Source organism: Kaistia defluvii (assembly GCF_026343955.1).
GTDB lineage: Bacteria > Pseudomonadota > Alphaproteobacteria > Rhizobiales > Kaistiaceae > Kaistia > Kaistia defluvii.
In genome coordinates this window covers 1-20,826 of record NZ_JAPKNI010000011.1, presented here as the reverse complement: position 1 = coordinate 20,826, position 20,826 = coordinate 1, and the positions used below count along the sequence as shown (strand labels likewise).

The window sequence follows — 20,826 nt, the reverse complement described above, 5'->3', positions numbered from 1 at the left end:
GGGGGCTCCCCGCCGGCCGGTCAGATCCCGCGAGAGGGTCGGGGATGTCGTATGAGGGAATTTCGGGCGGCACCCGAATTCTTCTGACGGGAAGAGACGGCCCCGGAGTTCGCCTTTCCGGAGGGCAATTGTCGCGGTGACAAAACCCGGGCGGTATGCGATCAGCGATCCATGGACGCGATGCGCAAGCTCATCTGGCAAGAGCTGAAGACTGCCCTTCTGGCGGTCGGCGTCGTCTATCTGCTGCTTTCGCAAGGCTTGATCTCGGCCTACGCCCAGACGGCGATGGCCGTTTCCGAAGCAGGCCCTCGCTTCATCCTCTGTTCTCCGCTTGGCGGGGCGAGCGATGAGGACCCGATCAAGGCCCTGGCGCGCGACTGCTGCTCGACCCTGTGCCAGGCGGCCAGCACCCTCGGCCCCCTGCTGCCGTCTTCCCCCGTGGTTTTCGGCTTCAAGGTCGAGGTTCGGCCCGCAAAATGGCGCCCCGCCGGCACGGTCCGGGGGCCGCCCTCCGAAACCAGACTGGTTCCCGAAGCCCGGGGACCGCCCCCGCTCTCCATCTGACGCCTGACCCCATGGCTGGCCCGCATGCGCGCGCCGGCTGCTCTTGCGTATTTGGAGATCAATCATGCGAACCTTTTCGCGCCTTCTCGCGGCTGTCGTCCTGCTGGCCGCTCCTTCCGCCTTCGCCCACGACTACAAGGTCGGCGACATCGAAATCGGCCATCCCTGGACCCGCGCCACGCCGCCTGCCGCGCGTGCAGGCGGAGGATACCTGACCCTCACCAACCGCGGCCAAACCGCGGACCGCTTGATGGGGGGCTCTTCCTCGGCTTCCGGCCGCGTCGAGGTCCACACCATGGAAGTGACCGATGGTGTGATGAAGATGCGCGAGCTTGCCGATGGCCTTGCGCTGCCGCCGGGTGAAACCGTCAAGCTGGAGCCGGGCAGCTTCCATCTGATGCTGATCGACCTCAAGGAACCGATCCGCGAAGGGGCGAAGATTCCCGTCACGCTCCGTTTCGAGCATGCCGGCACGGTCGATGTGGAACTGGCGGCCGGTGCACTCGGCGCTCCGGCGATGGACCATGGTGCCCATGGCGCCCAGCATGGTCATGCGGCTCAAGCGCCGGCGGGCGCGGGCGATGACGAGCCAGGCAATCATGGCTCCGGGCATGGGGGGAAGCATTGATGCGCCCTCGCCACATTGGCCTGATCGCCGGCGGGCTCTTCGCGGTAGCCGTCACGCTGGTCGGATTCACGGCGCTCGTGAATTCCCGCCAGGCGGCGCCGGGGCTGAGCGGCACCGCACAGAGCACCACGGGGGTCGCCAGTATTGGCGGCCCTTTCAAGCTCACCCGGGGCGATGGCAAGCCGGTCACCGAAGCCGACTTCCGCGGCAAGCCCACGGCCATGTTCTTCGGCTTCACCTTCTGTCCGGAGGTGTGCCCCACCACGCTCTACGAGTTGTCGGGCCTGATCAAGGAACTGGGCCCGGAGGCCGAGAAGATGAACTTCGCGTTCGTCTCCGTTGACTGGGAGCGTGACGGGCCGAAGGAACTGGCGGGCTACACCTCCGCTTTCGATAGCCATATCCAGGGCTTGTCGGGGACGGAGGCCGAGATCGACGCCGTCACCAAGGCTTACCGCGTCTACTACAAGCGCGTTCCGGTCGAGGGGGGGGATTACACCATCGACCACACCGCTTCCGTCTATCTCATGGACAAGGACGGCAAGTTCGTTGGCACGCTCGCCTATGGCGAGGGCCGCGACACCATGCTCGAAAAGCTGAAGCGGCTGATCGCCGGCGCCTGAGACCGAGGGAAATCATGACCGATACGACACTTTCCCCGGTTCGCGCCGGCGGGTCGGCGGAGGCGGCTGCACAGCCACTTTCTGCCAACAAGTTCTACTTCATCGCCTGGCGCTGGCACTTCTATGCCGGGCTCTATGTCATCCCGTTCCTGATCATGCTGGCGACTACCGGCATGGTCATGCTCTGGATCTCCTGGATGGCCGGCCTCGGTGCCGAGCGCATGGCCGTGCAACCGGCCGGGCAGACGCTGGCTCTCAGCACGCTCCAGACGGCTGCCGAGACGGCGGTCCTAGGCGGCCGCGCTGTTCAATATGTCGAGCCGCTCGCCCCGGACCGAGTGGCCGTATTCTCGGTCGCCACGGAGGCCGGCAACACCGGGGTGGCGCTGGACCCTCATACGGGCGAAGTGCTCCACACGTTCCCGTGGCGGGCCGGGGCCTACGACCTGGCCAACAAGATCCACGGCACGCTGCTGTTGGGTGCCTTTGGAGACCGGCTGATCGAAATTGCCGCCAGCCTCGGCCTCATCATGGTGGCAAGCGGCCTCTACCTGCACTGGCCGAGGCGGGGCGCGTCTTGGCGAAACACGTTGGTCCCCCGCCTGACCGCGCGCGGCAGGACATTCTGGAAGTCGCTGCACGGTGTCGTCGGCTTCTGGGTCTCGCTGATGCTGGTCGTCTTCCTGATCTCCGGCTTGAGTTGGGCCGGGGTGTGGGGTGAGCGCGTCGTTCAGGCATGGTCGACCTTCCCCGCTGAGAAGTGGGACAACCTGCCCTTATCCGACGACGTGCATGCGGGCATGAACCATGGCGACGCCAAAGAGGTGCCATGGGGGCTCGAACAAACGCCGATGCCCGCCTCCGGATCGCTTGAGGGCAAGACCGCCATCGACGGCGCGGTGGATCTCGACTCGGTGGCGGCGTTCGCGCGCAGCCTCGGCTTTGTCGGGCGCTTCCAGATCAATCTGCCGAAGGGGGATGCCGGCGTCTGGACGATCAGCCACGACAGCATGTCGAATGACGGGCCGAACCCGGCAGCCGACCGGACGATGCACATCGACCGGTTCACGGGCAATGTGCTGGCCGATATCCGCTATGCGGACTACTCACCCTACGCCAAGGCGATGGCCTGGGGCATAGCGTTCCACGAGGGAGACCTGGGCGTCTGGAACTTCGTCCTCAACACCGTCTTTTGCCTCTCGGTGCTGGGCCTATCCATCTCGGGCTTGGTCATGTGGTGGAAGCGCAGGCCCAGCGGGGCAGGACGGCTGGCCGCGCCACCTCGACCGGGTGATGTGCCGTTCTGGAAGGGAGCGGCCGTGCTGGTCGTCGTTCTCGGCATCGTGTTCCCGCTCGGCGGCGCGGCCATTCTCGCGGTACTCGTGATCGATGCCACGCTGCTGCGGCTGATGCCGGGTGTGAGGCGAGCCCTGGCATAACCACGGAGAGCGGCGGGCGCTCCTGTCCGCCGCCTTCATCCGGCTCAGGTCGCATCGAAAACCGCGTTCAGCGTCGCCGCGACCATGGCGATGGCGAGGCCGGGCCAGACCATCAGCAGCGGGTGGTCGAAGATGAACATGCGGTATTCGAACAGCATCGCTCCCCAATCCGGCTTGGACGGATCGGCGCCGAGGCCCAGGAAGGCGAGCGCCGCATAGGCGGTGACCGCCAGGCCCGCATTGGCGCCGATATGGGCGAACAGCACGGGCGTCATGTTCGGCACGACATGGCGTAGCAGAAGTCCGGATCCCCCGACTCCCAGGGCTCGCGCGGCCTGCACGAAGGGCTCCGCCAGCAGCCGGCGCGCCAGGGCATGGGCGAGAAGCGTGTAGGGTCCGATCCCGGCCAGCCCCATCGCCATGCCGGCCGTGACGGGATTGAGGCCGAACAAGGCCGCCGCCGTCAGCGCGACGACCAGCGTGGGCACCACGATGAACATCTCGCCCGCTCGGAGGATCAGTGCGCCCCGCCAGCCTTCCAGCATGGCCGCCGTCACGCCGAACACCGTGCCGCCGATCATGCCGATGGCCGCGACGCAGCCGAGCACGACCGCTGTTCGCCATCCCCCGATCATCAGCCGGGAAAGAACATCTCGGCCGAGCTGATCCGTGCCGAGCCAGTGATCCGGCGAGGGGAGCGCGAAGCGCATCGAAAGGTTCACCGCGTCGGGATCATGCGGCTGCCATATGGCGCCGATCAGCATCAGGCCGAGCAGCAGCAAGGCGAGCGTCGAGAGCGTGCGTCTCACGGCCGAGACGGTCCGAGCCAGGCGAGGCAGAGCGCGACTCCGGCATTGAGGACGAGAAGCCAGGCCGCCACGACCATCACATAGGCCTGCAGCACCGGGTAATCCCGCGCCGCGATGCTCTCGACCAGGAACTGGCCGATACCGGGAAGACCAAACAGCACCTCCAGCGCGGCCGTGCTGCCAACGGCCCAGCTCGCCTCGGCCCGAAAGGCAGAGATCATGGCATAGAGCGCGTGGGCGTGGCCGTGGCGCCAGAGCGCCCCCGCGCGCGTCAGGCCCTTGGCGAGCGCCGTCCGGAAGAAGGGCTGCCGGGTCACCTCCAGCAGGTCGCGGCGATAGACGCGCGTCAGCACGGCGAGGGAATGCAGGGCGATCAATGCCACGGGCAGGATCAGTCCGCTCCAGTCGCGCGTGAACGGACGGATCCAGCGCAGCTGCACGCCCAGAACGTAGAGCAGGATCAGGCCGAGCCAGATCGACGGCACGGCCTGAACGAAAACCGCGAGCCCGCGCGTCGCGCGGTCGATCCACCCGCTGGGACGCAGCGCGGCCAGGAAGCCGAGCGGCACGGCAAGAAGCGGCGCCAGCGCCAGCCCGGAGAGCGCCATCGTCATGGTAAGCGGCAGGCGCTGCAGGAATTCGGCGAGCACAGGCTCGCCGGTCCGGAACGAAAGGCCCCAATCGCCGCGAACGAAGCGCGCCAGCCAGGCGCCATAGCGCTCGAGGAACGGCCGGTCGAGCCCCCACTGGGCTCGCAGGCCCGCGACGGTGGCGCCGTCCGGCGGCAGGTTCCAGGCCCGGATCGCGATGGCGACGGGGTCGGACGGCATCGCCGATATGACCGCGAACGCCAGCAGGGAGATGACCAGCAGGCTGGTGACCGTCCTCAGCGTGATCCGGGCGGGAAGCGTCAATCGAGTGGCGCCGCGGTGGACTCGCCGATATCGGCGCGCAGCACGTGGTAGTCGGATCCCCAGGGCTCGTAGCCGGAAAGCGCCTTCGACAGTCCGACATGCCAGACCGGCGACAGCAGGAAGGCGACCGGCGCGTCCTCGAACAGTTTCTGCTGGGCGCGGGCGGCGATCTCGGCCCGCTTCGCCGGGTCGCTCTCGGTCGCGAAGCCATCGAGGATGGCGTCGAAATCCGGGCTGGCATAGCCGGTGAAGTTGAGGCCGGCGCCGGTGCGGAACGTGCTGTTCAGGAAGAAGGCGGGATCCCCGCTCGGTGCCGTATGCTGGGCCCAGAGAAAGACGTCATAGTCGCCGGAAGCGGCGACGTCGTTGGCATTTTCGACGATCTTCGTTTCCACCGCGATGCCAAGCGACGCGAGCTGGGCCTTGATCACGGGCAGCATGGCGACGAGGTCGGGGCGCTGCGGATAGGCGAGCACAGTCAGCGTCAACGCCTCGCCTTCCCTCGAGCGCTTGCCATCGGCGCCGGCCGTCCACCCCGCCTCGTCCAGAAGCGCCGCAGCCTTCGCGGCGTCCGTCGGCCGCGCTTCCTTGCCCGCGAAAGGGAAATACGGCGCATAGGCCCCGGTCGCCGGCAGACCGCCATGGATGGCGGTGGCGAGCTGCGGGCGGTCGAAGGCAAGGTCGATGGCGCGGCGGACCCGGGCATCGGCGAGCGCCGGCGTCCGGGTGTTCAGATAGGCGAGATACTGGTAGCCGACCGGGAACGACTGGATCGTCAGCTCCGGATCGTTCTTCAGTCGCGCGATGCTCTCGGCCGGCAGGCCGAAGGCGAGGTCGAGTTCGCCGGCCTCGAGCGCCAGCGTCAGAGCCTGCGCATCGGCGAACTTGCGATAGGTCACGGGGCTGCGCTTCTGCGCGCCCTCGAAATGGGGGTTGGCGATCAGCTCGATCTCCGCGTCCGGCTTGAACGACTGCACGGCATAGGGACCGCTGAACACGGCGCCGCCATCCGCCTTGAGGCCGTAGACGATCATCGGCCACTCGGCGAACAGCGCCTGGATCAGCGGCACGGGCCGCTCTGTCGTCACCTCGATCGTCAGCGGATCCCAGGCTTTGAAGCGAAGCGTGCCGCCGGTGGCGAGCGCCGCCTTATTGTTCGCCATCGTGTGCGCCAGCCCGGCGCTGACGGCTTCGGCCGAGACCGGCGTTCCATCGGAGAACTGGCGGCCCGGCTTGAGCCTGACCCGCCAGGTCAGTTCATCGACGCGCTCGGCGCTGGCGGCAAGCTCGGGAACGAGCACGCCGTCCCTGTCGACCGAGAACAGGTTCTCGCCGATGCCGTGGCTGGCGAGCGCCCAGCCGTTCGACCCCTTGGCGGGATCGAGCCCGCTGGTGATGAACGCGGCGCCGACCCGCAGCGGATCGGCCGCATGCGCGCCGGTTGCGAAGCCGGCCACCGACGCGAGCACGACCGCAGACGCCCGCAAGGCGCGAATCATGGTTCCCATGAGAAGGTCCTTCTGAGATTGGGAGAGGTGGAACTAGGACCGCAGCGACTGCTTGCGGCCGGTCGGCGCATAGGCCAGCGCGGCGACGATGCGCCCGCCCAGCAGGTGGTCGTCGATGATGCGGTCGACGCCGGCCTCGGTGACGCCGCCGTAATAGGTGCCTTCGGGAAACACCTGCAGAACCGGCGCGAGATTGCAGGGACCGAGGCAGGTCGACCTGGCGGTCATCACGCCATCGCCGACGATGCGCAGCCTGCGGCGTTCCTGCTCGTTGCGGAGATGGCCCCAGATCCCGTCGGCGCCCGCCGCATTGCAGGGACCGCCCTGGCAGACCAGGACGCGGCGCTTCTGCGCCGGCACCAGCGATGCATCGGGCAGAGACGTGGCGGGCATGGCCACGGCGGGTCGCGCGGCGCCGTGCTCGATCAGCCTGCCGATCAGGCCGTCCAGCCCCGGCGCCTCTTCGGGGGGAGGTGAAACGTGGATCGACGGCCAGGCGCCGGGAGCCTCCTGCAGCCAGCGCTGCAGCGTCCGGCCGAGCCAGAGATGGAAGCTAGGCTCCAAGGGGATCAGCAGCGGCACAATGACGATCTCGCCAAAGCCGGCATCGCGAAGTTCCAGCATCACGTCGCGCAGGGCCGGCGTACCCTGTTCGGAGAAAGCAAAGACGACATGCTCGCCTGGACCGCGCTGTCGCTGGATGCGCTCGGTGAGCCGCTGCATTTCCCGCATGGGTGCTGCCGCGAAGGCGGACTTTGCCAACAGCACGACGGCGCGACCCGGCGATGTCGGGCCCGAATGGACGGTATTGAGATCCTGCATATCCGACTCCCCGGCGGAACGGGCGGGGAGACCAGGGCGAATGGAAGGGAGAGAGGGGCGGTGCGCGCCCGTCGAGACCTGCCAGCCGTTCCCTATGGGACACCCCGCCCAAGGAATTGAAACCGGTCAGGGCAGGTCTCCTGGCTCGCGGGTCGCCACCCAGGTTCGGCCTTCCCGAAGCTTCGGCTTCAGTGGCGCTCGTTGGACCTGGACTCGCCGCTTACAGTTGCGGGGGCAGCTCCGGACTTGCCTGCCGGGGGCAGGCGCACCGAATTCCCTCTTAGCTCCGGCGCCGCTTCGACGGACCGGAGAACCATGACGGAGGCAGTGGTAGGCAACCCGCTCCGACGCGTCAAGCAAGACGAGCCTCCCCAGTCGAACCTGGGCTTCTCGAACGAGCTGCTCCAGCGCCGGGCGACTCGCCTCAGCCCTGGCGGATCCCGTCGATCGGACCGATGGAAGCCGGAGCGACCTGCCTTGTCACCGTGAACCGGAAATGTGGATGAGGTAGCCGCTGGGGTACGCGCTTAAGCGGACGCGCGCTGCAAACGGCCGTCCATCCAAGTCTACTCAACCCGAAAGCTGGTGGAGCCGAGGGGAATCGAACCCCTGACCTCTGCAGTGCGATTGCAGCGCTCTCCCATCTGAGCTACGGCCCCGTCGCTTCGCGACGCGGCCATTTAGAGGGGGGCGCCGAAGGCTGTCAAGCGTCTGCGGAACGTCGCGCCGACAAGCCCGATACGAACGCCGTCCCGCCCGCCCGCTTCCTCCACAGGCAGGCCGGCCGCGCCGATCGCGACGGGCCGGATGCCGGGCGCCACGGGCGCGGGTTGCGGTCGCGGCGGGCGATCGCTACATCAGGACGTCCTGATTTCTTCCGCGACCATCCCGGGAAACCCATGCGCGCTATCCTCGACGTCGTTATGATCGCCCTCAACCTCTATTGGTGGATCGTGATCGCCAGCGCCCTGTTCAGCTGGCTCTACGCTTTCGGCGTGGTCAATCCGCGCAACCAGGTGGTTTCCGCGATCGGCAAGTTCCTGTACCAGGCGACCGAGCCGGCGCTGCGCCGCATCCGCGCCTTCATGCCGAACCTGGGCGCCATCGACATCTCGCCGATCATCCTGCTGCTCGGCATCATCCTGATCCAGCAGGTCATCATCCGCTACGTCTACCCGAACGTGTTTTGAGCGATGGCGGCTTCATCCGCGCCGGCGATGGCCATGTCGTGGTGCAGCTGCGCCTGACGCCCAAGGGCGGCAGCGATCGCATCGATGGCCTCGGCGAGCTGGCCGATGGCCGCAAGGTGATGCTGGCGCGGGTGCGGGCGGCGCCGGACAAGGGGGCCGCCAATGCGGCGCTGGAGGCGCTGCTGGCCAAGGCCGTCGGCGTCCCCCGCTCGGCCGTGTCGCTGATCTCGGGTCATACCGCGCGGCTGAAAAGCGTGCGCATCGATGGCGAGGTCGCCGATCTCGTCGCGCGTCTGGGCCGGCTCACGGGTTGAACGAGGCGGGCGCGCGATGGCGCGGCCCCGCCGCTCCCGCTCAGTGGGTATAGAGCCCGCGCAAGGATCCTTCGTTCCAGAACACGTCGCGGATGCGCCAGCCCTGCTCGAGCCGGACCAGCCGCAGCTCGATCCGTTTCGGCTCGCCGAAGTTCCGGAAGGAGACATGGCCATCGGCCGTGTCCGGCGTGCCGGCCTCGACATCCACGCGGACGTCGGAAAGGTCCCAGTCCTGCGCGTCGACGAACGGGTCGCCGTCCAGCTTGCCGACATCGCCCGCGGCGGCGGCCTCGTCGCTATCGGCCACCATCCGCTCGGCCAGGCGCGGTTCGAATAGCGCGCGTACGGTTTCGGCATTGCCGAGCGGCACGCCGTCGCCGCCATTCTCGTAGCGCGCATAGATCGCGGCCACGAAGGCCCGGGGATCGTCGGCGGCAACCGACGATCCCCCGCTTGTCGGGACAAGGCCCACGCCGAGCATGGCCGCCAGCAGAAGATGCGCGACCCCGCGCCGCGTGGGCGACATAAGGCTCAGCCCTTCTTGGCGCGTTCGACGGCGTCGACGATCAGCTGCTGCGCCTCGTCGAGGTCGCCCCAGCCGGTGATCTCGACCCACTTGCCGTTTTCGAGGTCCTTGTAGTGGCGGAAGAAGTGCTCGATCTGCTGCAGCGTGATCTCGGGCAGGTCCTTGTAGGACTTCACGTTCTCGTATCGGCGCGTCAGCTTGGTCGACGGCACGGCCAGGATCTTCTCGTCCTCGCCGCCCTCGTCGCGCATCTTGAGAACGCCGACCGGGCGGCAGTTCATGATCGCGCCGGGGACGATGGCGCGCTGGTTGGCGACCAGCACGTCGATCGGGTCGCCATCGCCGCACAGCGTGTGCGGGACGAAGCCGTAATTGCCGGGATAGCGCATCGGCGTATAGAGGAAGCGGTCGACGTAGAGCGCGCCGGCTTCCTTGTCCATCTCGTACTTGATCGGCTCGCCGCCGACCGGAACTTCGATGATGACATTGACGTCGTGCGGGGGATTCTTGCCGATCGGAACAGCATCGATGTTCATGCGGGTACCTCGAGTGAAAGGGGCGCTTCCCTTTACGGGGCGCCATCCCGGCCCGCAAGTCCGAATCCACCGCAGCGCAGCAAGCCGCGCCGGGAGGACCCCCCGGGATCGCGTGGGAAGCGCGGCTCAGCCGCGGGCGAAGGCGAAAGCGACCTTGGCCAGCACCGTGTCGCCGAAGCGCTCGCTGCCGCGCGCCACCTTGCGGCCGCCGGCGTTCTTGTAGAAGCGGCAGGCGCCTTCGTTTTCGGCCAGCGCCCAGACCACGGCGGAATCGAAGCCGTGCCGCAGGAGCTCGCGCCGGGCGGCGAGGAAAAGCCGGGTGCCGAGGCCGACGCCCTGATATTCCGGCCGCATGTAGATTTCGTAGATTTCGCCGCGCTGCACCAGGTTGCGGGCCCGGTTGGGTCCGAAGGTGGCATAGCCGACCACGGTGCCGCCGACATCGATCACGACGATGCCGGTGCCGCGGCGGATCGCGCGGCTCCACCACGCGGCACCGCGCCGCGTGATCATCCGGCCCAGTTCCCGGGCCGGGATCAACCCATCATACGCCTGACGCCAAGCGCTGTCGTGAACCGCGGTGATTGCTTCCGCGTCACTGGCTTCTGCGCGACGGACACCGATCGACAGAGTGCTCATGTCGACCAAGATATGTCCGCCACTCGCATCGGGGAAGGGGGTTTTTCGCATCGACGCGCGAGTTCGGCACGGCGTGACGAAGCGGTCACGGCCGGCCGGGGCTGGCTTGCCGGCAAAGTCGATGCGGCGACCGGCGCGAGGCGGCGTCGGCCCCGCAAAAGCAAACGGCGGCGCCCCGGGGCGCCGCCGTTCAATTCTGTCCGTGAAGTCGGGCGAAACGCCGGTCAGGCGGTCTTGCTGGAACGGTCGGCGCGCTTGCGGGCCGTGGGGTCGAGGATCGCCTTGCGCAGGCGGATCGACTTCGGCGTGACTTCGACCAGCTCGTCGTCCGAGATCCAGGAGAGCGAACGCTCCAGGGTCATGCGGATCGGCGGCGTCAGGCGGACGGCTTCGTCCTTGCCGGCCGAACGGACGTTCGAGAGCTTCTTGCCCTTCAGGACGTTCACTTCGAGGTCGTTGTCGCGCGTGTGTTCGCCGACGATCATGCCCTCATAGACCTTCCAGCCGGGCTCGATCATCATCGGGCCGCGATCTTCCAGGTTCCAGAGCGCGAAGGCGACGGCCTCGCCGGACTCATTGGCGATCAGCACGCCGTTGCGGCGGCCGACGATCTCGCCCTTGTGCGGGGCGTAGGAGTGGAACAGGCGGTTCATGATCGCCGTGCCGCGCGTATCGGTCAGAAGCTCGCCCTGGTAGCCGATCAGGCCGCGGGTCGGCGCGTGGAAGACCAGGCGCAGGCGGTCGCCGCCGGAGGGGCGCAGCTCGATCATGTCGGCCTTGCGCTCGGACATCTTCTGCACGACGATGCCGGAATGCTCCTCATCGACGTCGATGATGACTTCCTCGATCGGCTCCAGCGTCTGGCCGGAGACGTCCTTCTGGAAGACGACGCGGGGACGCGAAACGCCGAGCTCGTAGCCTTCGCGGCGCATGTTCTCGATCAGGATGGCCAGCAGAAGCTCGCCGCGTCCCGAAACGATGAACGCGTCCTTGCCAGCCGATTCCTCGATCTTCAGCGCGACATTGCCTTCCGCTTCCTTCATCAGGCGATCGCGGATCATGCGGCTGGTGACCTTGTCGCCCTCGGTGCCGGCGAGCGGGCTGTCATTGACCATGAAGGTCATCGACACGGTCGGCGGATCGATCGGCTGCGCCTTGATCGGCTCGACGACGGCCGGGTCGCAGAAGGTGTCGGCAACGGTGCCCTTGGTCATGCCGGCGATCGCGACGATGTCGCCCGCCACGCCTTCCTCGATCGGCTGACGCTCGATGCCGCGGAACGCCATGATCTTGGAGACGCGGAACGATTCGACGGTCGAGCCGTCCTGGGCCAGCACCTTCAGCGTCTGGTTCGGCTTGACCGAGCCGGAGGTGATGCGACCGGTGATCAGGCGGCCGAGATAGGGATTGGACTCGAGCAGGGTGCCGATCATGCGGAACGGGCCGTCCTCGACATGCGGCGCCGGCACATGCTTCAGCACCAGGTCGAACAGCGGCGCCATGCCTTCTTCATGCGAGGCGTCGGGCGAATTGCCCATCCAGCCATTCTTGCCGGATCCGTACAGGATCGGAAAATCGAGCTGCTCGTCGGTGGCGTCGAGGGCGGCGAAGAGGTCGAACACCTCGTTCACGACTTCCTGGATGCGGGCGTCGGCCTTGTCGACCTTGTTGATCGCGACGATCGGCTTGAGGCCGAGCTTCAGCGCCTTGCCGACGACGAACTTGGTCTGCGGCATCGGGCCTTCGGCGGCGTCGACCAGCACGATCACGCCATCGACCATGTTCAGGATGCGCTCGACCTCGCCGCCGAAATCGGCGTGGCCCGGCGTATCGACGATGTTGATGCGGGCGTCGTGCCAGGTGATCGAGGTCGCCTTGGCCAGAATGGTGATGCCGCGCTCTTTCTCGATGTCGTTCGAATCCATGACACGTTCGGCCACGCGCTGGTTGTCACGGAACGAACCGGACTGCTGAAGCAGCTTGTCCACGAGAGTTGTCTTGCCATGATCGACGTGCGCGATGATGGCGATATTGCGAAGTGTCATTTGCGAATCCGGAATGGCCGGCGGCGTCGGACAGGTGCCTCGAGACGGCCAGCATGTTTTGCGGCGCAAAATGATCGAAAAGACCGCAAAACGCAACCTCCGATCCGGCACCCGAAATGACGTAACGGAATGTAGGATATATGCCGTAACGGCACATCTGCGCGCAATGCGGCGATAACCTAGGGGATCATTGACTTTCCAGATGAGATTGGTTTATAATATGGAATTCTTATTATTCATGGGAGAGTCAACTTTTGGCAGCCACGACCGAAGATCCGCTGGGCTTTGTACTCGTCGACGTGGCGAGGCTGTTGCGACGGCGCTTTGAGAAGGCGCTGGAAAACGCGGGCCTTGGCTTGACGGTTGCGGAGGCGCGAACGCTCGCCTTTGTCAGCCGTCATCCCGGTCTCCGGCAATCGACGCTGGCGGAGGAACTCTGTGTCGAGCCCATGACCCTGGTCGGATTTCTCGACCGGCTGGAAGCGGCCACTTTGGTCGAGCGCATGCAGGATCCAGCCGACCGTCGCGCCAAGCTGATCCGGCTGACGCCGAATGCCGCCAGCATCGTGCGGCGCATCCGCGCGATCGGCAAATCGGTCCGCGAGGAGGCCGAGCGCGGCATCGACCCGGCCCTGACCGAGACGATGCGCCTGACGCTGCTGAAGATGCAGGACAACATCCTGGCCAGCGAAGACGTGGTCGCCTGAGCCGCCTTTCGGGTTCCGAGCTTCAAAAGCCCATGCCGCTTCAAAAGCCCATGCCGTCGCCGGCATGGGCTTTTCTGTTGGGCGGCTGCGGGATCGGCGGACCTTCGGGATCGACCGGGGCTCGCAGGCCGGTATCGGACAGGCTGGCACGCGAGATGGAGGCTCGCTCACCAGGTGGCGGAAAGACCCTCACCCCAGCCCTCTCCCGCAGGCGGGCGAGGGGGCCCGTCGGCGCTGGTGGCGATGGGTGGGAGCCCTTCTTCAAAGCGGCTCCAGGAATGCGAAAAGCCTCCCCATCCGTCTCCGCAGTGGGCTCTCGCTCGATCAAGGCCGCGGCCGAAAAGCCCTCGCCCGCTTGCGGAAAGGGTGGGGTGAGGGGCTTGCTTGCGATCTGCCGAGAGCCGAGGTCGCGGTTGGGCGCGAAACGGCGGTCCTCCGACCCACGCCGACGGCCCTAATCCTTCCGCTTCGCCACGTTCAGGAACTCGGCCAGCCGCTGGTAGAGGGCGGGATCGGCGGCGACGAAGCCGCCCGGATAGCCCCGCTCGATCGCGTCATAGGCCTCCGGGGCGGCGTTCTGCATCTCGATCAGCGCCTGCAGTAGATTCGACTTCGCCATTTCCGGCAGGTCCTTGCGCACGACATGCGGTCCGAATGGGATCAGTTCGGATTGCCACACCACCCGGAGCGTCGAGGGCGACAGCACGCCGTCGCCGGCAAGCCGGGCGAAGGGACCGGTACCGATCGCGGTGGAGAGCGGATCGGGCGCCGAGGACCAGGCCGTGGCGAGATCGACCTCGCCGGCTGCCAGCTCGCCCAACGCCGCCTCGCTGTCCGGCGTTTCGACGATGCGCAGGAAATAGCCCGGCGGGTCGATGCCCTCCTGCGCCAGCCCGGCAAAGGCGGCGCGACGGCCGGAGAGCGAATCTTTCGCGCCGACGGCAAGCCGCATGTTGCGGGCATCGGCGAGCGTCGCGACCGGGCCGTCATTCTTCGCCACCAGCAGCGCGCGGAACCCGCGCGCGTGGTCGGCGGTGGTCGGCTGCACCAGCGGCTCCGCGCAATCGCAGCGCTGGTCGAGCGCCAGATAGGCGAGCGATGACAGCACGGTGTACTGGACGCGGCCGGTCGCCTGTGCCTCGATCAGCGCGTCATAGGTGCGGGCCGGGAACAGTTCGACAGGCACCGCGAGCGCGTATTGCAGCCGCCAGCGGAATTTCTCGAGCCGTGCCACCTCATAGGCCGGATTGTCGCCGGCGATGAAGCCGACGCGCAGCGTGCCGATATCGTCGCGCCAACTGGCCCAGGCGGGCGAGGCGAGGGCGATCAGGATGGCCAGGCAGGCCGCGATCCGGCGCATCGTCTTCTCCTATGCGGGCAGCCTGGCGAGCAGGCGGGCACGGGTCGGTTCATCGACGAAAGCCGCCTCGAGCGAGGTGCGGGTGGTCGCGACCAGCGCCCCGTCGGACAGGCCGAGATCCCTGGACAGCCAGTCATATTCCGCGCCGATCGAGGAGCCGAAATAGGGCGGGTCGTCGGAACTGACCGTGACGCGGACCCCGGCATCGCCGAGCTTTCGGAACGGATGGCTCGCCACGTCCGGATAGAGCCCGAGCGCGACGTTCGAGCCGGGGCAAAGCTCCAGCACGATGCCTTCCTCGACGATGCGCTGGACGAGGCCGGCATCCTCGATGGCGCGCACGCCATGGCCGATGCGGCTGACGCCAAGATGGTCGAGCGCGTCGCGCACGCTTTGCGGCCCGCCAAATTCGCCGGCATGTACCGTCAGCCCCAGCCCGGCCTCGCCGGCGATGCGGAATGCGTCGGCGAAATCGCGGGGGTGGTGCATGCGTTCGTCGCCGGCCACGCCGAAGCCGGTCACCAGCGGATGCGGCTCGTTGGCGACCGTCTCGGCGGCGGCGAGGATGCGGTCCGGCCCGTAATGGCGCACGCCGGTGGCGATCATCCGCCCGACGATGCCGGTCGCGGCTTCGGCATCGCGGATTCCCTGCGCCAGCCCCTCGACATAGTCGCGATAGCTGAGGCCGGAGGCGAGCGCGTGGTCGGACGAGATGAACACCTCGCCATAGATCGCGCCCTCGGCCGCCAGGCTGGAGAAATAGCTGAAGGTCAGATCGCGATAGTCCTCCGGCGTGCGGAAGACGGCGGCGGCGCGATCATAGGCGTTGAGGAACGAGGTGAAGTCGTGCCAGGCGAAATCGCCCTTGGCGTCGAACAGGCCGGCAAGGTCGACCTTGTGCCGCGCGCCGACCTTGCGCACGAGGTCGGGCGAGGCCGCGCCCTCGACATGGCAATGCAGCTCGGCCTTGGGGATATGGGAAACCATCAGAGGAAACTCCGTCCGTGTCGTCCGGGCGCCAGCCCGAGATGGGCGGCGATCGTTTCGCCGATATCGGCAAAACTCTTTCGCGCGCCAATGTCTTTTCCCGGCAGGCCGGGGCCGAAGGCGAGAATCGGCACCTGCTCGCGGGTATGGTCGGTGCCCCGCCAGGTCGGGTCGCAGCCATGGTCGGCGGTGAGGATGACGAGGTCGCCCGGGCGAAGCGCCGCCTCGATCTCCGGCACGCGGGCGTCGAACGCCTCCAGCGCGGCGGCATAGCCGGGCACGTCGCGGCGATGGCCGTAGAGCGTGTCGAAATCGACCAGATTGGCGAAGACCAGGTCGCCGTCTCCGGCGGTCTCGATCGCCGCCAGCGTGGCGTCGGTCAGCGCCGCGTTGCCGGAGCCCTTGGTGACGTCGCTGATGCCCTGATGCGCGAAGATGTCGCCGATCTTGCCGATGGCGTGCGTGCGGCCCCCGGCGGCGATCACCCGGTCGAGGATCGTCGGCTCCGGTGGCGGCAGGGCATAGTCGCGGCGGTTGGCGGTGCGCTCGAAGGTCGCCGATGTCTCGCCCAGGAAGGGCCGGGCGATGACGCGGCCGATCGTGTAGGGCGTGAGCAGGCGGCGCGCGGTCTCGCACAGCGCGTAGAGCCGGTCGAGGCCAAAATGGACTTCATGCGCGGCGATCTGCAGCACGGAATCGGCCGAGGTGTAGAGGATCGGCTTGCCGGTGCGGATGTGTTCCTCGCCCAGCTCGGCCAGGATGGCGGTGCCGGAGGCATGCTTGTTGCCGAGAATCCCCGGCAGCCCGGCCTCGCGGAGGATCGCGTTGGTGAGTTCTTCGGGGAAGCAGGGCTCGGTTTCGGGAAAATAGCCCCAGTCGAACGGCACCGGCACGCCGGCGATTTCCCAATGGCCGGACGGCGTGTCCTTGCCATTCGAAACCTCCGCCGCATGGCCATGGATCGCGGTCGCGCCCGGCGCGGGCAGGGTGCCCGGCCATTCGCCGCTGGCGCCCTGCGCGGCCGCGCCAAGGCCGAGCCGTCCCAGATGCGGCAGACGCAAAGGCCCGGCGCGCAAACCCGCTCGATCGCCCGCGCCGGTCGCGCAGGCTCGCGCGATATGCCCGAGCGTGCTGGCGCCTGCGTCGCCATAGGCTGCGGCATCGGGAGCGCCGCCGATGCCGACGGAATCAAGAACAATCAGAACGGCGCGCGGCATGGGGCAACAACCTGTGCGAGGGGGTGCAGGATAGGCCGGGCGGGCCTGTCGTCACAAGGGTGGCGTTGCGTGGGGACAATCCGCGGCGGCGTCGCGCCATGACGTCGTGGCGCAGTTTCCAGCGCGAGGCTGGCAGGCTACGGTAGGCGCAACCGAAGACAAGCGAGGCCAAGAATGAACGGCGTGACGGTGATCAACCACCCCCTGGTGCAGCACAAGCTCACCATCATGCGCGACAAGCACACATCGACGGCCGGCTTCCGCCGGCTGCTGCGCGAGATCTCGACGCTGCTTTGCTATGAAGTGACGCGCGATCTGGAAATGACCACGACGACCATCGAGACGCCGATCACCGAGATGGAAGCGCCGACGCTCGCCGGCAAGAAGCTGGTCTTCGCCTCGGTCCTGCGCGCCGGCAACGGGCTGCTCGAGGGCATGCTCGATCTGGTGCCGGCGGCGCGCGTCGCCCATGTCGGTCTCTATCGCGACCCCAAGACGCTGCAGGCTGTGGAATACTACTTCAAGGCGCCCGACAGCCTGGACGAGCGGCTGACCATCGTCGTCGATCCGATGCTGGCGACCGGCAATTCGGCGGTCGCCGCCGTGGACCGGCTGATGGAACGCGGCGCCCGGGACATCCGCTTCCTCTGCCTGCTGGCGACGCCGGAAGGCATCGCCAATTTCCACGCCGTTCACCCGACGATTCCGATCTACACCGCCTCGATCGACAAGAAGATCGACGATCACGGCTACATCGTGCCGGGCCTAGGCGACGCCGGCGACCGGATGTACGGCACCAAGTGACGCCGGGCTCTGCTGCTCGGGGGGCGGGTTGGCCTGGGTGCCGGCCTGCTCGCCGGCCGGCGGCCAGACGATTTCCTCGGTGTTGACGGTGAAATTCACCAGCGCGGCGTTGCCGAACGAGTTGGTCAGCGCCACGTCGGTGGCGTCGCGGCCGCGCGCCATGACGATGCGGCCGATGCGCGGCTTGTTGTGGCGCGCGTCGAACGTGTACCAGCGATCGCCGATATAGGCCTCGAACCAGGCCGAAAAATCCATCGGCGCGGGATCGTAGGGTACGCCGATATCGCCGAGATAGCCGGTGCAATAGCGCGCGGGAATGTTCATCGCGCGGCACAGCGCGATGGCCAGATGGGCGAAGTCGCGGCAGACGGCGAAGCGCTCGTTATGCGCCTCGAGCGCGGTGCGTGTCGGCCGGGCCAGCGGATAGCTGAAGGTCAGGTGGTTGTGGACATAGTCGACGATCGCCTGCACCCGCGACCAGTTTTCCGGCAGATGGCCGAACAGCGGCCAGGCCACGAAGCCGAGATGGTCGGTTTCGCAATACCGGCTGCCCAGCAGGTAGACGAGGCACTCTTCCGGCAGATCCTGCACGGGCAGGATGCGGGCGTCCGGTACGACCGGGTCGGGTTCGCCGTCGTCATAGACGACGCCCTCGGTCCAGATGCGGGTGCGTCCGGCCGGCAGCACCGTGCGGCTGGCCAGATTGCCGAAGCCGTCAATATAGGTGTCGATCGCCACCACCGGGTCCGACACCAGATAGTCCTGCTGGACAAGCCGGCTGCCGAGGCTCGGATGGGCCCGAAGCATCATCAGCATCGGAGTGGATTGGGCGCATTCGAAAGCAATGTCGAATCCGATGCGGATATGCATGGCCAGCTAACTCCACGAAAAAAGGATTTGACCACACAATGCCGCAGTGCGGGAAAGTGTTCCGTAGCGTTTTGGCCGAATTTTAGGCAGTTTCGCGGGCGATCTCGCCTTGTAAAAGCGCATCGGATAGGATCGGGGCATGACGTTTTCCTCCGATGAGATCGAGCGCTACTCCCGCCACCTGCTTCTGGCGGAGGTGGGCGGGCCCGGACAACAGAAATTGCGAGCGGCGCGGGTGCTGGTGCTGGGCGCGGGTGGCCTCGGCGCGCCCTTGATCCAGTATCTGGCGGCGGCGGGGGTCGGCACGATCGGGATCGTCGACGACGATGTCGTCGCCCTCTCCAATCTGCAGCGGCAGGTGATCCACGCGACGCCAACGGTCGGCCGGCTCAAGGTCGAGAGCGCCCGGGAGGCCGTGGCGCGGCTCAATCCGCATGTCGGGATCGAGACGCATGCGCTCCGGCTCGACGCCGCCAATGCCGACGCGTTGCTTTCCGCCTATGACGTCGTGGCGGACGGAACCGACAATTTCGAGACCCGCTTTCTCGCCGCCGATCGCTGCGCCGCCCTGCGCCGGCCGCTGGTGACGGCCGCCGTCGGCCGTTTTGACGGCTCGCTGACAACGCTGCTGCCCTGGGAGACGACACAGGGCGTGGCCAATCCTCGATATCGCGACCTGTTTCCGGCGCCGCCGCCACCCGGCCTGGTGCCGAGCTGCGCCGAGGCCGGCATCCTCGGCGCGCTGACCGGCATATTGGGCAGCCTGCAGGCGACGGAAGTGTTGAAGCTCATCCTTGGCATTGGCGAGCCGCTGATCGGCCGCCTGCTGCTGGTCGACGCGCTGTCGATGCGCTTCGAGACGATCCGCTACAGGCGCAAGGCATGAGGCGCTAGCGGGCGAGCCCGAACAGACCGAGCAGCGCCAGGAAGGGAATGGCGGGGTGATGCGCGCCGCGCAGGCCATCCTGCGGCAGGGAGGCTTCGCCGTCGTGTCGATCGGCCGGGCCGCGCATGCGCTCGAAGCGGTCCTGATACACGGTCTTGAACAGATAGCTGGCAGGGATCATGGCCCGACCTCCAGTGTTGTAATATGAATCGATTCAATTCAAGGCTGGCTTGTTCTTGAACCGGTTCAATAATAGGGAGGGTCCACATCGGGGTCAAGCAGAAATTGAACCGGTACAAACGCCGCGGCCCGCACCCTCCCTGGACGCCCGTCGCCAAGGCCCCGGCGAGGAGAGTGGACGAACCGGCGGACGGCACGTAAGACTCGGGCATGAAACGGGCAATCAAGCTTTCGGACGTTGCCAAGGCCGCCGGTGTGTCGCAGGGCACGGCGTCGAATGCCTTCAATCGGCCGGAGATCGTGCGGGCGGAAGTTCGCGAAAAGGTCGAGGCGGCGGCGCGCGAGCTCGGCTATGCCGGGCCGGATCCCAAGGGGCGGCTGCTGCGCGCCGGCAAGGTCAACGCCATCGGCGTCGCCACCACCTCGCCGCTCGGCTATTTCTTCGAGGATCCCTATGCCCGCACCGTTATGACGAGCATCTCGGATGCCTGCGACGTGCACGGCGCAGGCATCTCGCTGGTCTCCGCCGCCAGCGACGAAAAGCTTGCCTGGAACATCCAGAGCGCGATCGTCGACGGCTTCATCCTGTTCTGCGTCGATGGCGGCGAGCGGCTGGTGGAACTGACCCGCGAGCGCGGCCTGCCTTTCATTGCCCTGCAGCTGGAGGGGGTCGACGAGACGATCTCGGCGATCGGCATCGACGAATTCGAGGGCGCGCGCACGGCAGGCCGGCATGTGCTGGCGCTCGGGCATCGGAGCTTGGCCATTCTGGCTCTGGAGCTCGACGAGGGCCATGTCGGCCTGGTCACCGAGGCGCGGGTCGAGGCCGGCGTCTATTCCGCCTCGATCCGGCGCATCGGCGGTTACCGAGCCGCCCTGGCCGAATTCGGCATCGATCCGGCCTCCGTCCCGATCTACGAGACCGACCACACCACGGCCAGCATCCATGATGCGCTGCAGGTCCTGTTCGGCGCCCCGCAGACGCCGACGGCCCTGCTGTGCATGTCGGACCGGGTCGCGCTGATCGCGCTCGACTGGCTGCGGCTGCGCGGCCTCTCGGTTCCAGGCGATGTCTCGGTCATCGGCTTCGATGGCGTGCCGGAGGGCGAGGACTCCGAGCCGCCGCTGACCACGGTGGCCCAGCCGATCGCCACCATGGGCCGCCAGGCGGCGGAAATGATCCTGCAGGGCATCGACAAGCCGCATCGCGAACGGCTCGAGGTCGAACTCGTCGTCCGGTCCTCCACGGCGCCGCCGC

Annotated in this window: 23 protein-coding genes, 1 tRNA gene and 1 riboswitch; of the genes, 10 read left to right on the top strand and 14 right to left on the bottom strand. The window is 67.3% G+C overall.

The window, feature by feature from the left end; translation table 11 throughout:
• Nucleotides 1-171: 171 nt before the first annotated feature.
• The 4 genes from OSH10_RS20755 (at nt 172) to OSH10_RS20740 (ending at nt 3,254) form a co-directional block, all read left to right on the top strand.
• Complete coding sequence (locus OSH10_RS20755) at nt 172-564, top strand: hypothetical protein (protein ID WP_266334283.1); 393 nt, start codon at nt 172-174, stop codon at nt 562-564.
• A 64-nt stretch (nt 565-628) separates the two neighbouring features.
• Nucleotides 629-1,192: a copper chaperone PCu(A)C gene (locus OSH10_RS20750; RefSeq protein WP_266334281.1), complete on the top strand. Its 564-nt coding sequence runs from the start codon at nt 629-631 to the stop codon at nt 1,190-1,192.
• Nucleotides 1,192-1,815: an SCO family protein gene (locus OSH10_RS20745; RefSeq protein ID WP_266334279.1), complete on the top strand. Its 624-nt coding sequence runs from the start codon at nt 1,192-1,194 to the stop codon at nt 1,813-1,815. The genes OSH10_RS20750 and OSH10_RS20745 overlap by 1 nt, the downstream gene beginning before the upstream one ends.
• Before the next feature lie 14 nt (nt 1,816-1,829).
• A complete protein-coding gene (locus OSH10_RS20740; protein WP_266334276.1) occupies nt 1,830-3,254 on the top strand; it encodes a PepSY-associated TM helix domain-containing protein in 1,425 nt (474 codons plus the stop codon).
• A gap of 44 nt (nt 3,255-3,298) precedes the next feature.
• On the opposite strand, the gene OSH10_RS20735 is transcribed toward OSH10_RS20740, so the two are convergent.
• The 5 genes from OSH10_RS20735 to OSH10_RS20715 all read right to left on the bottom strand — a co-directional run bounded on the left by OSH10_RS20735 (nt 3,299) and on the right by OSH10_RS20715 (nt 7,966).
• Nucleotides 3,299-4,063 (bottom strand): ABC transporter permease, encoded by a 765-nt coding sequence (locus tag OSH10_RS20735; protein WP_266334274.1) that lies wholly within the window; start codon nt 4,061-4,063, stop codon nt 3,299-3,301.
• The gene (locus OSH10_RS20730) at nt 4,060-4,977 is read right to left on the bottom strand and encodes an ABC transporter permease (protein WP_266334272.1); all 918 of its coding nucleotides are present in this window, start codon (nt 4,975-4,977) and stop codon (nt 4,060-4,062) included. Before OSH10_RS20730 ends, OSH10_RS20735 begins: the two co-directional genes overlap by 4 nt.
• Nucleotides 4,974-6,485: an ABC transporter substrate-binding protein gene (locus OSH10_RS20725; protein WP_266334270.1), complete on the bottom strand. Its 1,512-nt coding sequence runs from the start codon at nt 6,483-6,485 to the stop codon at nt 4,974-4,976. The genes OSH10_RS20730 and OSH10_RS20725 overlap by 4 nt, the downstream gene beginning before the upstream one ends.
• A 33-nt stretch (nt 6,486-6,518) precedes the next feature.
• Nucleotides 6,519-7,307 (bottom strand): (2Fe-2S) ferredoxin domain-containing protein, encoded by a 789-nt coding sequence (locus tag OSH10_RS20720; RefSeq protein WP_266334268.1) that lies wholly within the window; start codon nt 7,305-7,307, stop codon nt 6,519-6,521.
• Nucleotides 7,308-7,420: 113 nt separating this feature from the next.
• A riboswitch (cobalamin riboswitch) is annotated at nt 7,421-7,640 on the bottom strand.
• Nucleotides 7,641-7,890: 250 nt separating this feature from the next.
• Nucleotides 7,891-7,966 (bottom strand) — tRNA-Ala (locus OSH10_RS20715).
• A 240-nt stretch (nt 7,967-8,206) separates the two neighbouring features.
• Here OSH10_RS20715 and OSH10_RS20710 point away from each other — a divergent pair.
• Together OSH10_RS20710 and OSH10_RS20705 are read left to right on the top strand one after the other, a co-directional pair.
• On the top strand, nt 8,207-8,497 hold the full coding sequence (locus OSH10_RS20710; RefSeq protein WP_266334266.1) for a YggT family protein: 291 nt from the start codon (nt 8,207-8,209) through the stop codon (nt 8,495-8,497).
• Complete coding sequence (locus tag OSH10_RS20705) at nt 8,494-8,811, top strand: DUF167 family protein (RefSeq protein WP_266334264.1); 318 nt, start codon at nt 8,494-8,496, stop codon at nt 8,809-8,811. Before OSH10_RS20710 ends, OSH10_RS20705 begins: the two co-directional genes overlap by 4 nt.
• A gap of 40 nt (nt 8,812-8,851) precedes the next feature.
• Here OSH10_RS20705 and OSH10_RS20700 read toward each other — a convergent pair whose 3' ends face one another.
• The 4 genes from OSH10_RS20700 to typA form a co-directional block, all read right to left on the bottom strand.
• Nucleotides 8,852-9,337, bottom strand: coding sequence for a DUF3828 domain-containing protein (locus OSH10_RS20700; protein WP_266334262.1), 486 nt, complete (start codon nt 9,335-9,337; stop codon nt 8,852-8,854).
• A 5-nt stretch (nt 9,338-9,342) separates the two neighbouring features.
• A complete protein-coding gene (gene ppa, locus OSH10_RS20695) occupies nt 9,343-9,873 on the bottom strand; it encodes an inorganic diphosphatase (protein ID WP_266334260.1) in 531 nt (176 codons plus the stop codon).
• A 126-nt stretch (nt 9,874-9,999) separates the two neighbouring features.
• A complete protein-coding gene (locus tag OSH10_RS20690; RefSeq protein WP_266334258.1) occupies nt 10,000-10,512 on the bottom strand; it encodes a GNAT family N-acetyltransferase in 513 nt (170 codons plus the stop codon).
• A gap of 224 nt (nt 10,513-10,736) precedes the next feature.
• Nucleotides 10,737-12,557, bottom strand: a complete 1,821-nt coding sequence (gene typA, locus OSH10_RS20685) for a translational GTPase TypA (RefSeq protein ID WP_266334256.1) — start codon at nt 12,555-12,557, stop codon at nt 10,737-10,739.
• A 254-nt stretch (nt 12,558-12,811) separates the two neighbouring features.
• Here typA and OSH10_RS20680 point away from each other — a divergent pair, with 254 nt between their 5' ends.
• Nucleotides 12,812-13,264, top strand: a complete 453-nt coding sequence (locus OSH10_RS20680) for a MarR family winged helix-turn-helix transcriptional regulator (protein WP_266334254.1) — start codon at nt 12,812-12,814, stop codon at nt 13,262-13,264.
• A 454-nt stretch (nt 13,265-13,718) separates the two neighbouring features.
• Here OSH10_RS20680 and phnD read toward each other — a convergent pair whose 3' ends face one another.
• Genes phnD through OSH10_RS20665 form a run of 3 tightly spaced genes read right to left on the bottom strand, consistent with a single transcriptional unit; the run spans nt 13,719 to nt 16,828 of the window.
• Nucleotides 13,719-14,624 (bottom strand): phosphate/phosphite/phosphonate ABC transporter substrate-binding protein, encoded by a 906-nt coding sequence (gene phnD, locus OSH10_RS20675; RefSeq protein WP_266334252.1) that lies wholly within the window; start codon nt 14,622-14,624, stop codon nt 13,719-13,721.
• A 9-nt stretch (nt 14,625-14,633) separates the two neighbouring features.
• Entirely contained in the window at nt 14,634-15,611 is a 978-nt protein-coding gene (locus tag OSH10_RS20670; protein ID WP_266334250.1) for an adenosine deaminase, read from the bottom strand.
• Nucleotides 15,611-16,828: a phosphopentomutase gene (locus OSH10_RS20665; RefSeq protein WP_266334248.1), complete on the bottom strand. Its 1,218-nt coding sequence runs from the start codon at nt 16,826-16,828 to the stop codon at nt 15,611-15,613. Before OSH10_RS20665 ends, OSH10_RS20670 begins: the two co-directional genes overlap by 1 nt.
• Before the next feature lie 174 nt (nt 16,829-17,002).
• Between OSH10_RS20665 and upp the strand changes: the two genes are divergently transcribed.
• A complete protein-coding gene (gene upp, locus OSH10_RS20660; RefSeq protein ID WP_266334246.1) occupies nt 17,003-17,632 on the top strand; it encodes a uracil phosphoribosyltransferase in 630 nt (209 codons plus the stop codon).
• Here upp and OSH10_RS20655 read toward each other — a convergent pair.
• Nucleotides 17,594-18,502, bottom strand: a complete 909-nt coding sequence (locus OSH10_RS20655) for a transglutaminase-like domain-containing protein (RefSeq protein ID WP_266334244.1) — start codon at nt 18,500-18,502, stop codon at nt 17,594-17,596. The two genes, upp and OSH10_RS20655, sit on opposite strands and share 39 nt — an antisense overlap.
• A 139-nt stretch (nt 18,503-18,641) precedes the next feature.
• Between OSH10_RS20655 and moeB the strand changes: the two genes are divergently transcribed.
• Complete coding sequence (gene moeB / locus OSH10_RS20650) at nt 18,642-19,388, top strand: molybdopterin-synthase adenylyltransferase MoeB (protein WP_266334242.1); 747 nt, start codon at nt 18,642-18,644, stop codon at nt 19,386-19,388.
• Nucleotides 19,389-19,392: 4 nt separating this feature from the next.
• Here moeB and OSH10_RS20645 read toward each other — a convergent pair whose 3' ends face one another.
• Nucleotides 19,393-19,569: a hypothetical protein gene (locus OSH10_RS20645; RefSeq protein ID WP_266334240.1), complete on the bottom strand. Its 177-nt coding sequence runs from the start codon at nt 19,567-19,569 to the stop codon at nt 19,393-19,395.
• A 209-nt stretch (nt 19,570-19,778) separates the two neighbouring features.
• Here OSH10_RS20645 and OSH10_RS20640 point away from each other — a divergent pair.
• The coding region (locus tag OSH10_RS20640) for a LacI family DNA-binding transcriptional regulator (protein WP_266334238.1) at nt 19,779-20,826 on the top strand (1,048 nt) is incomplete at its 3' end.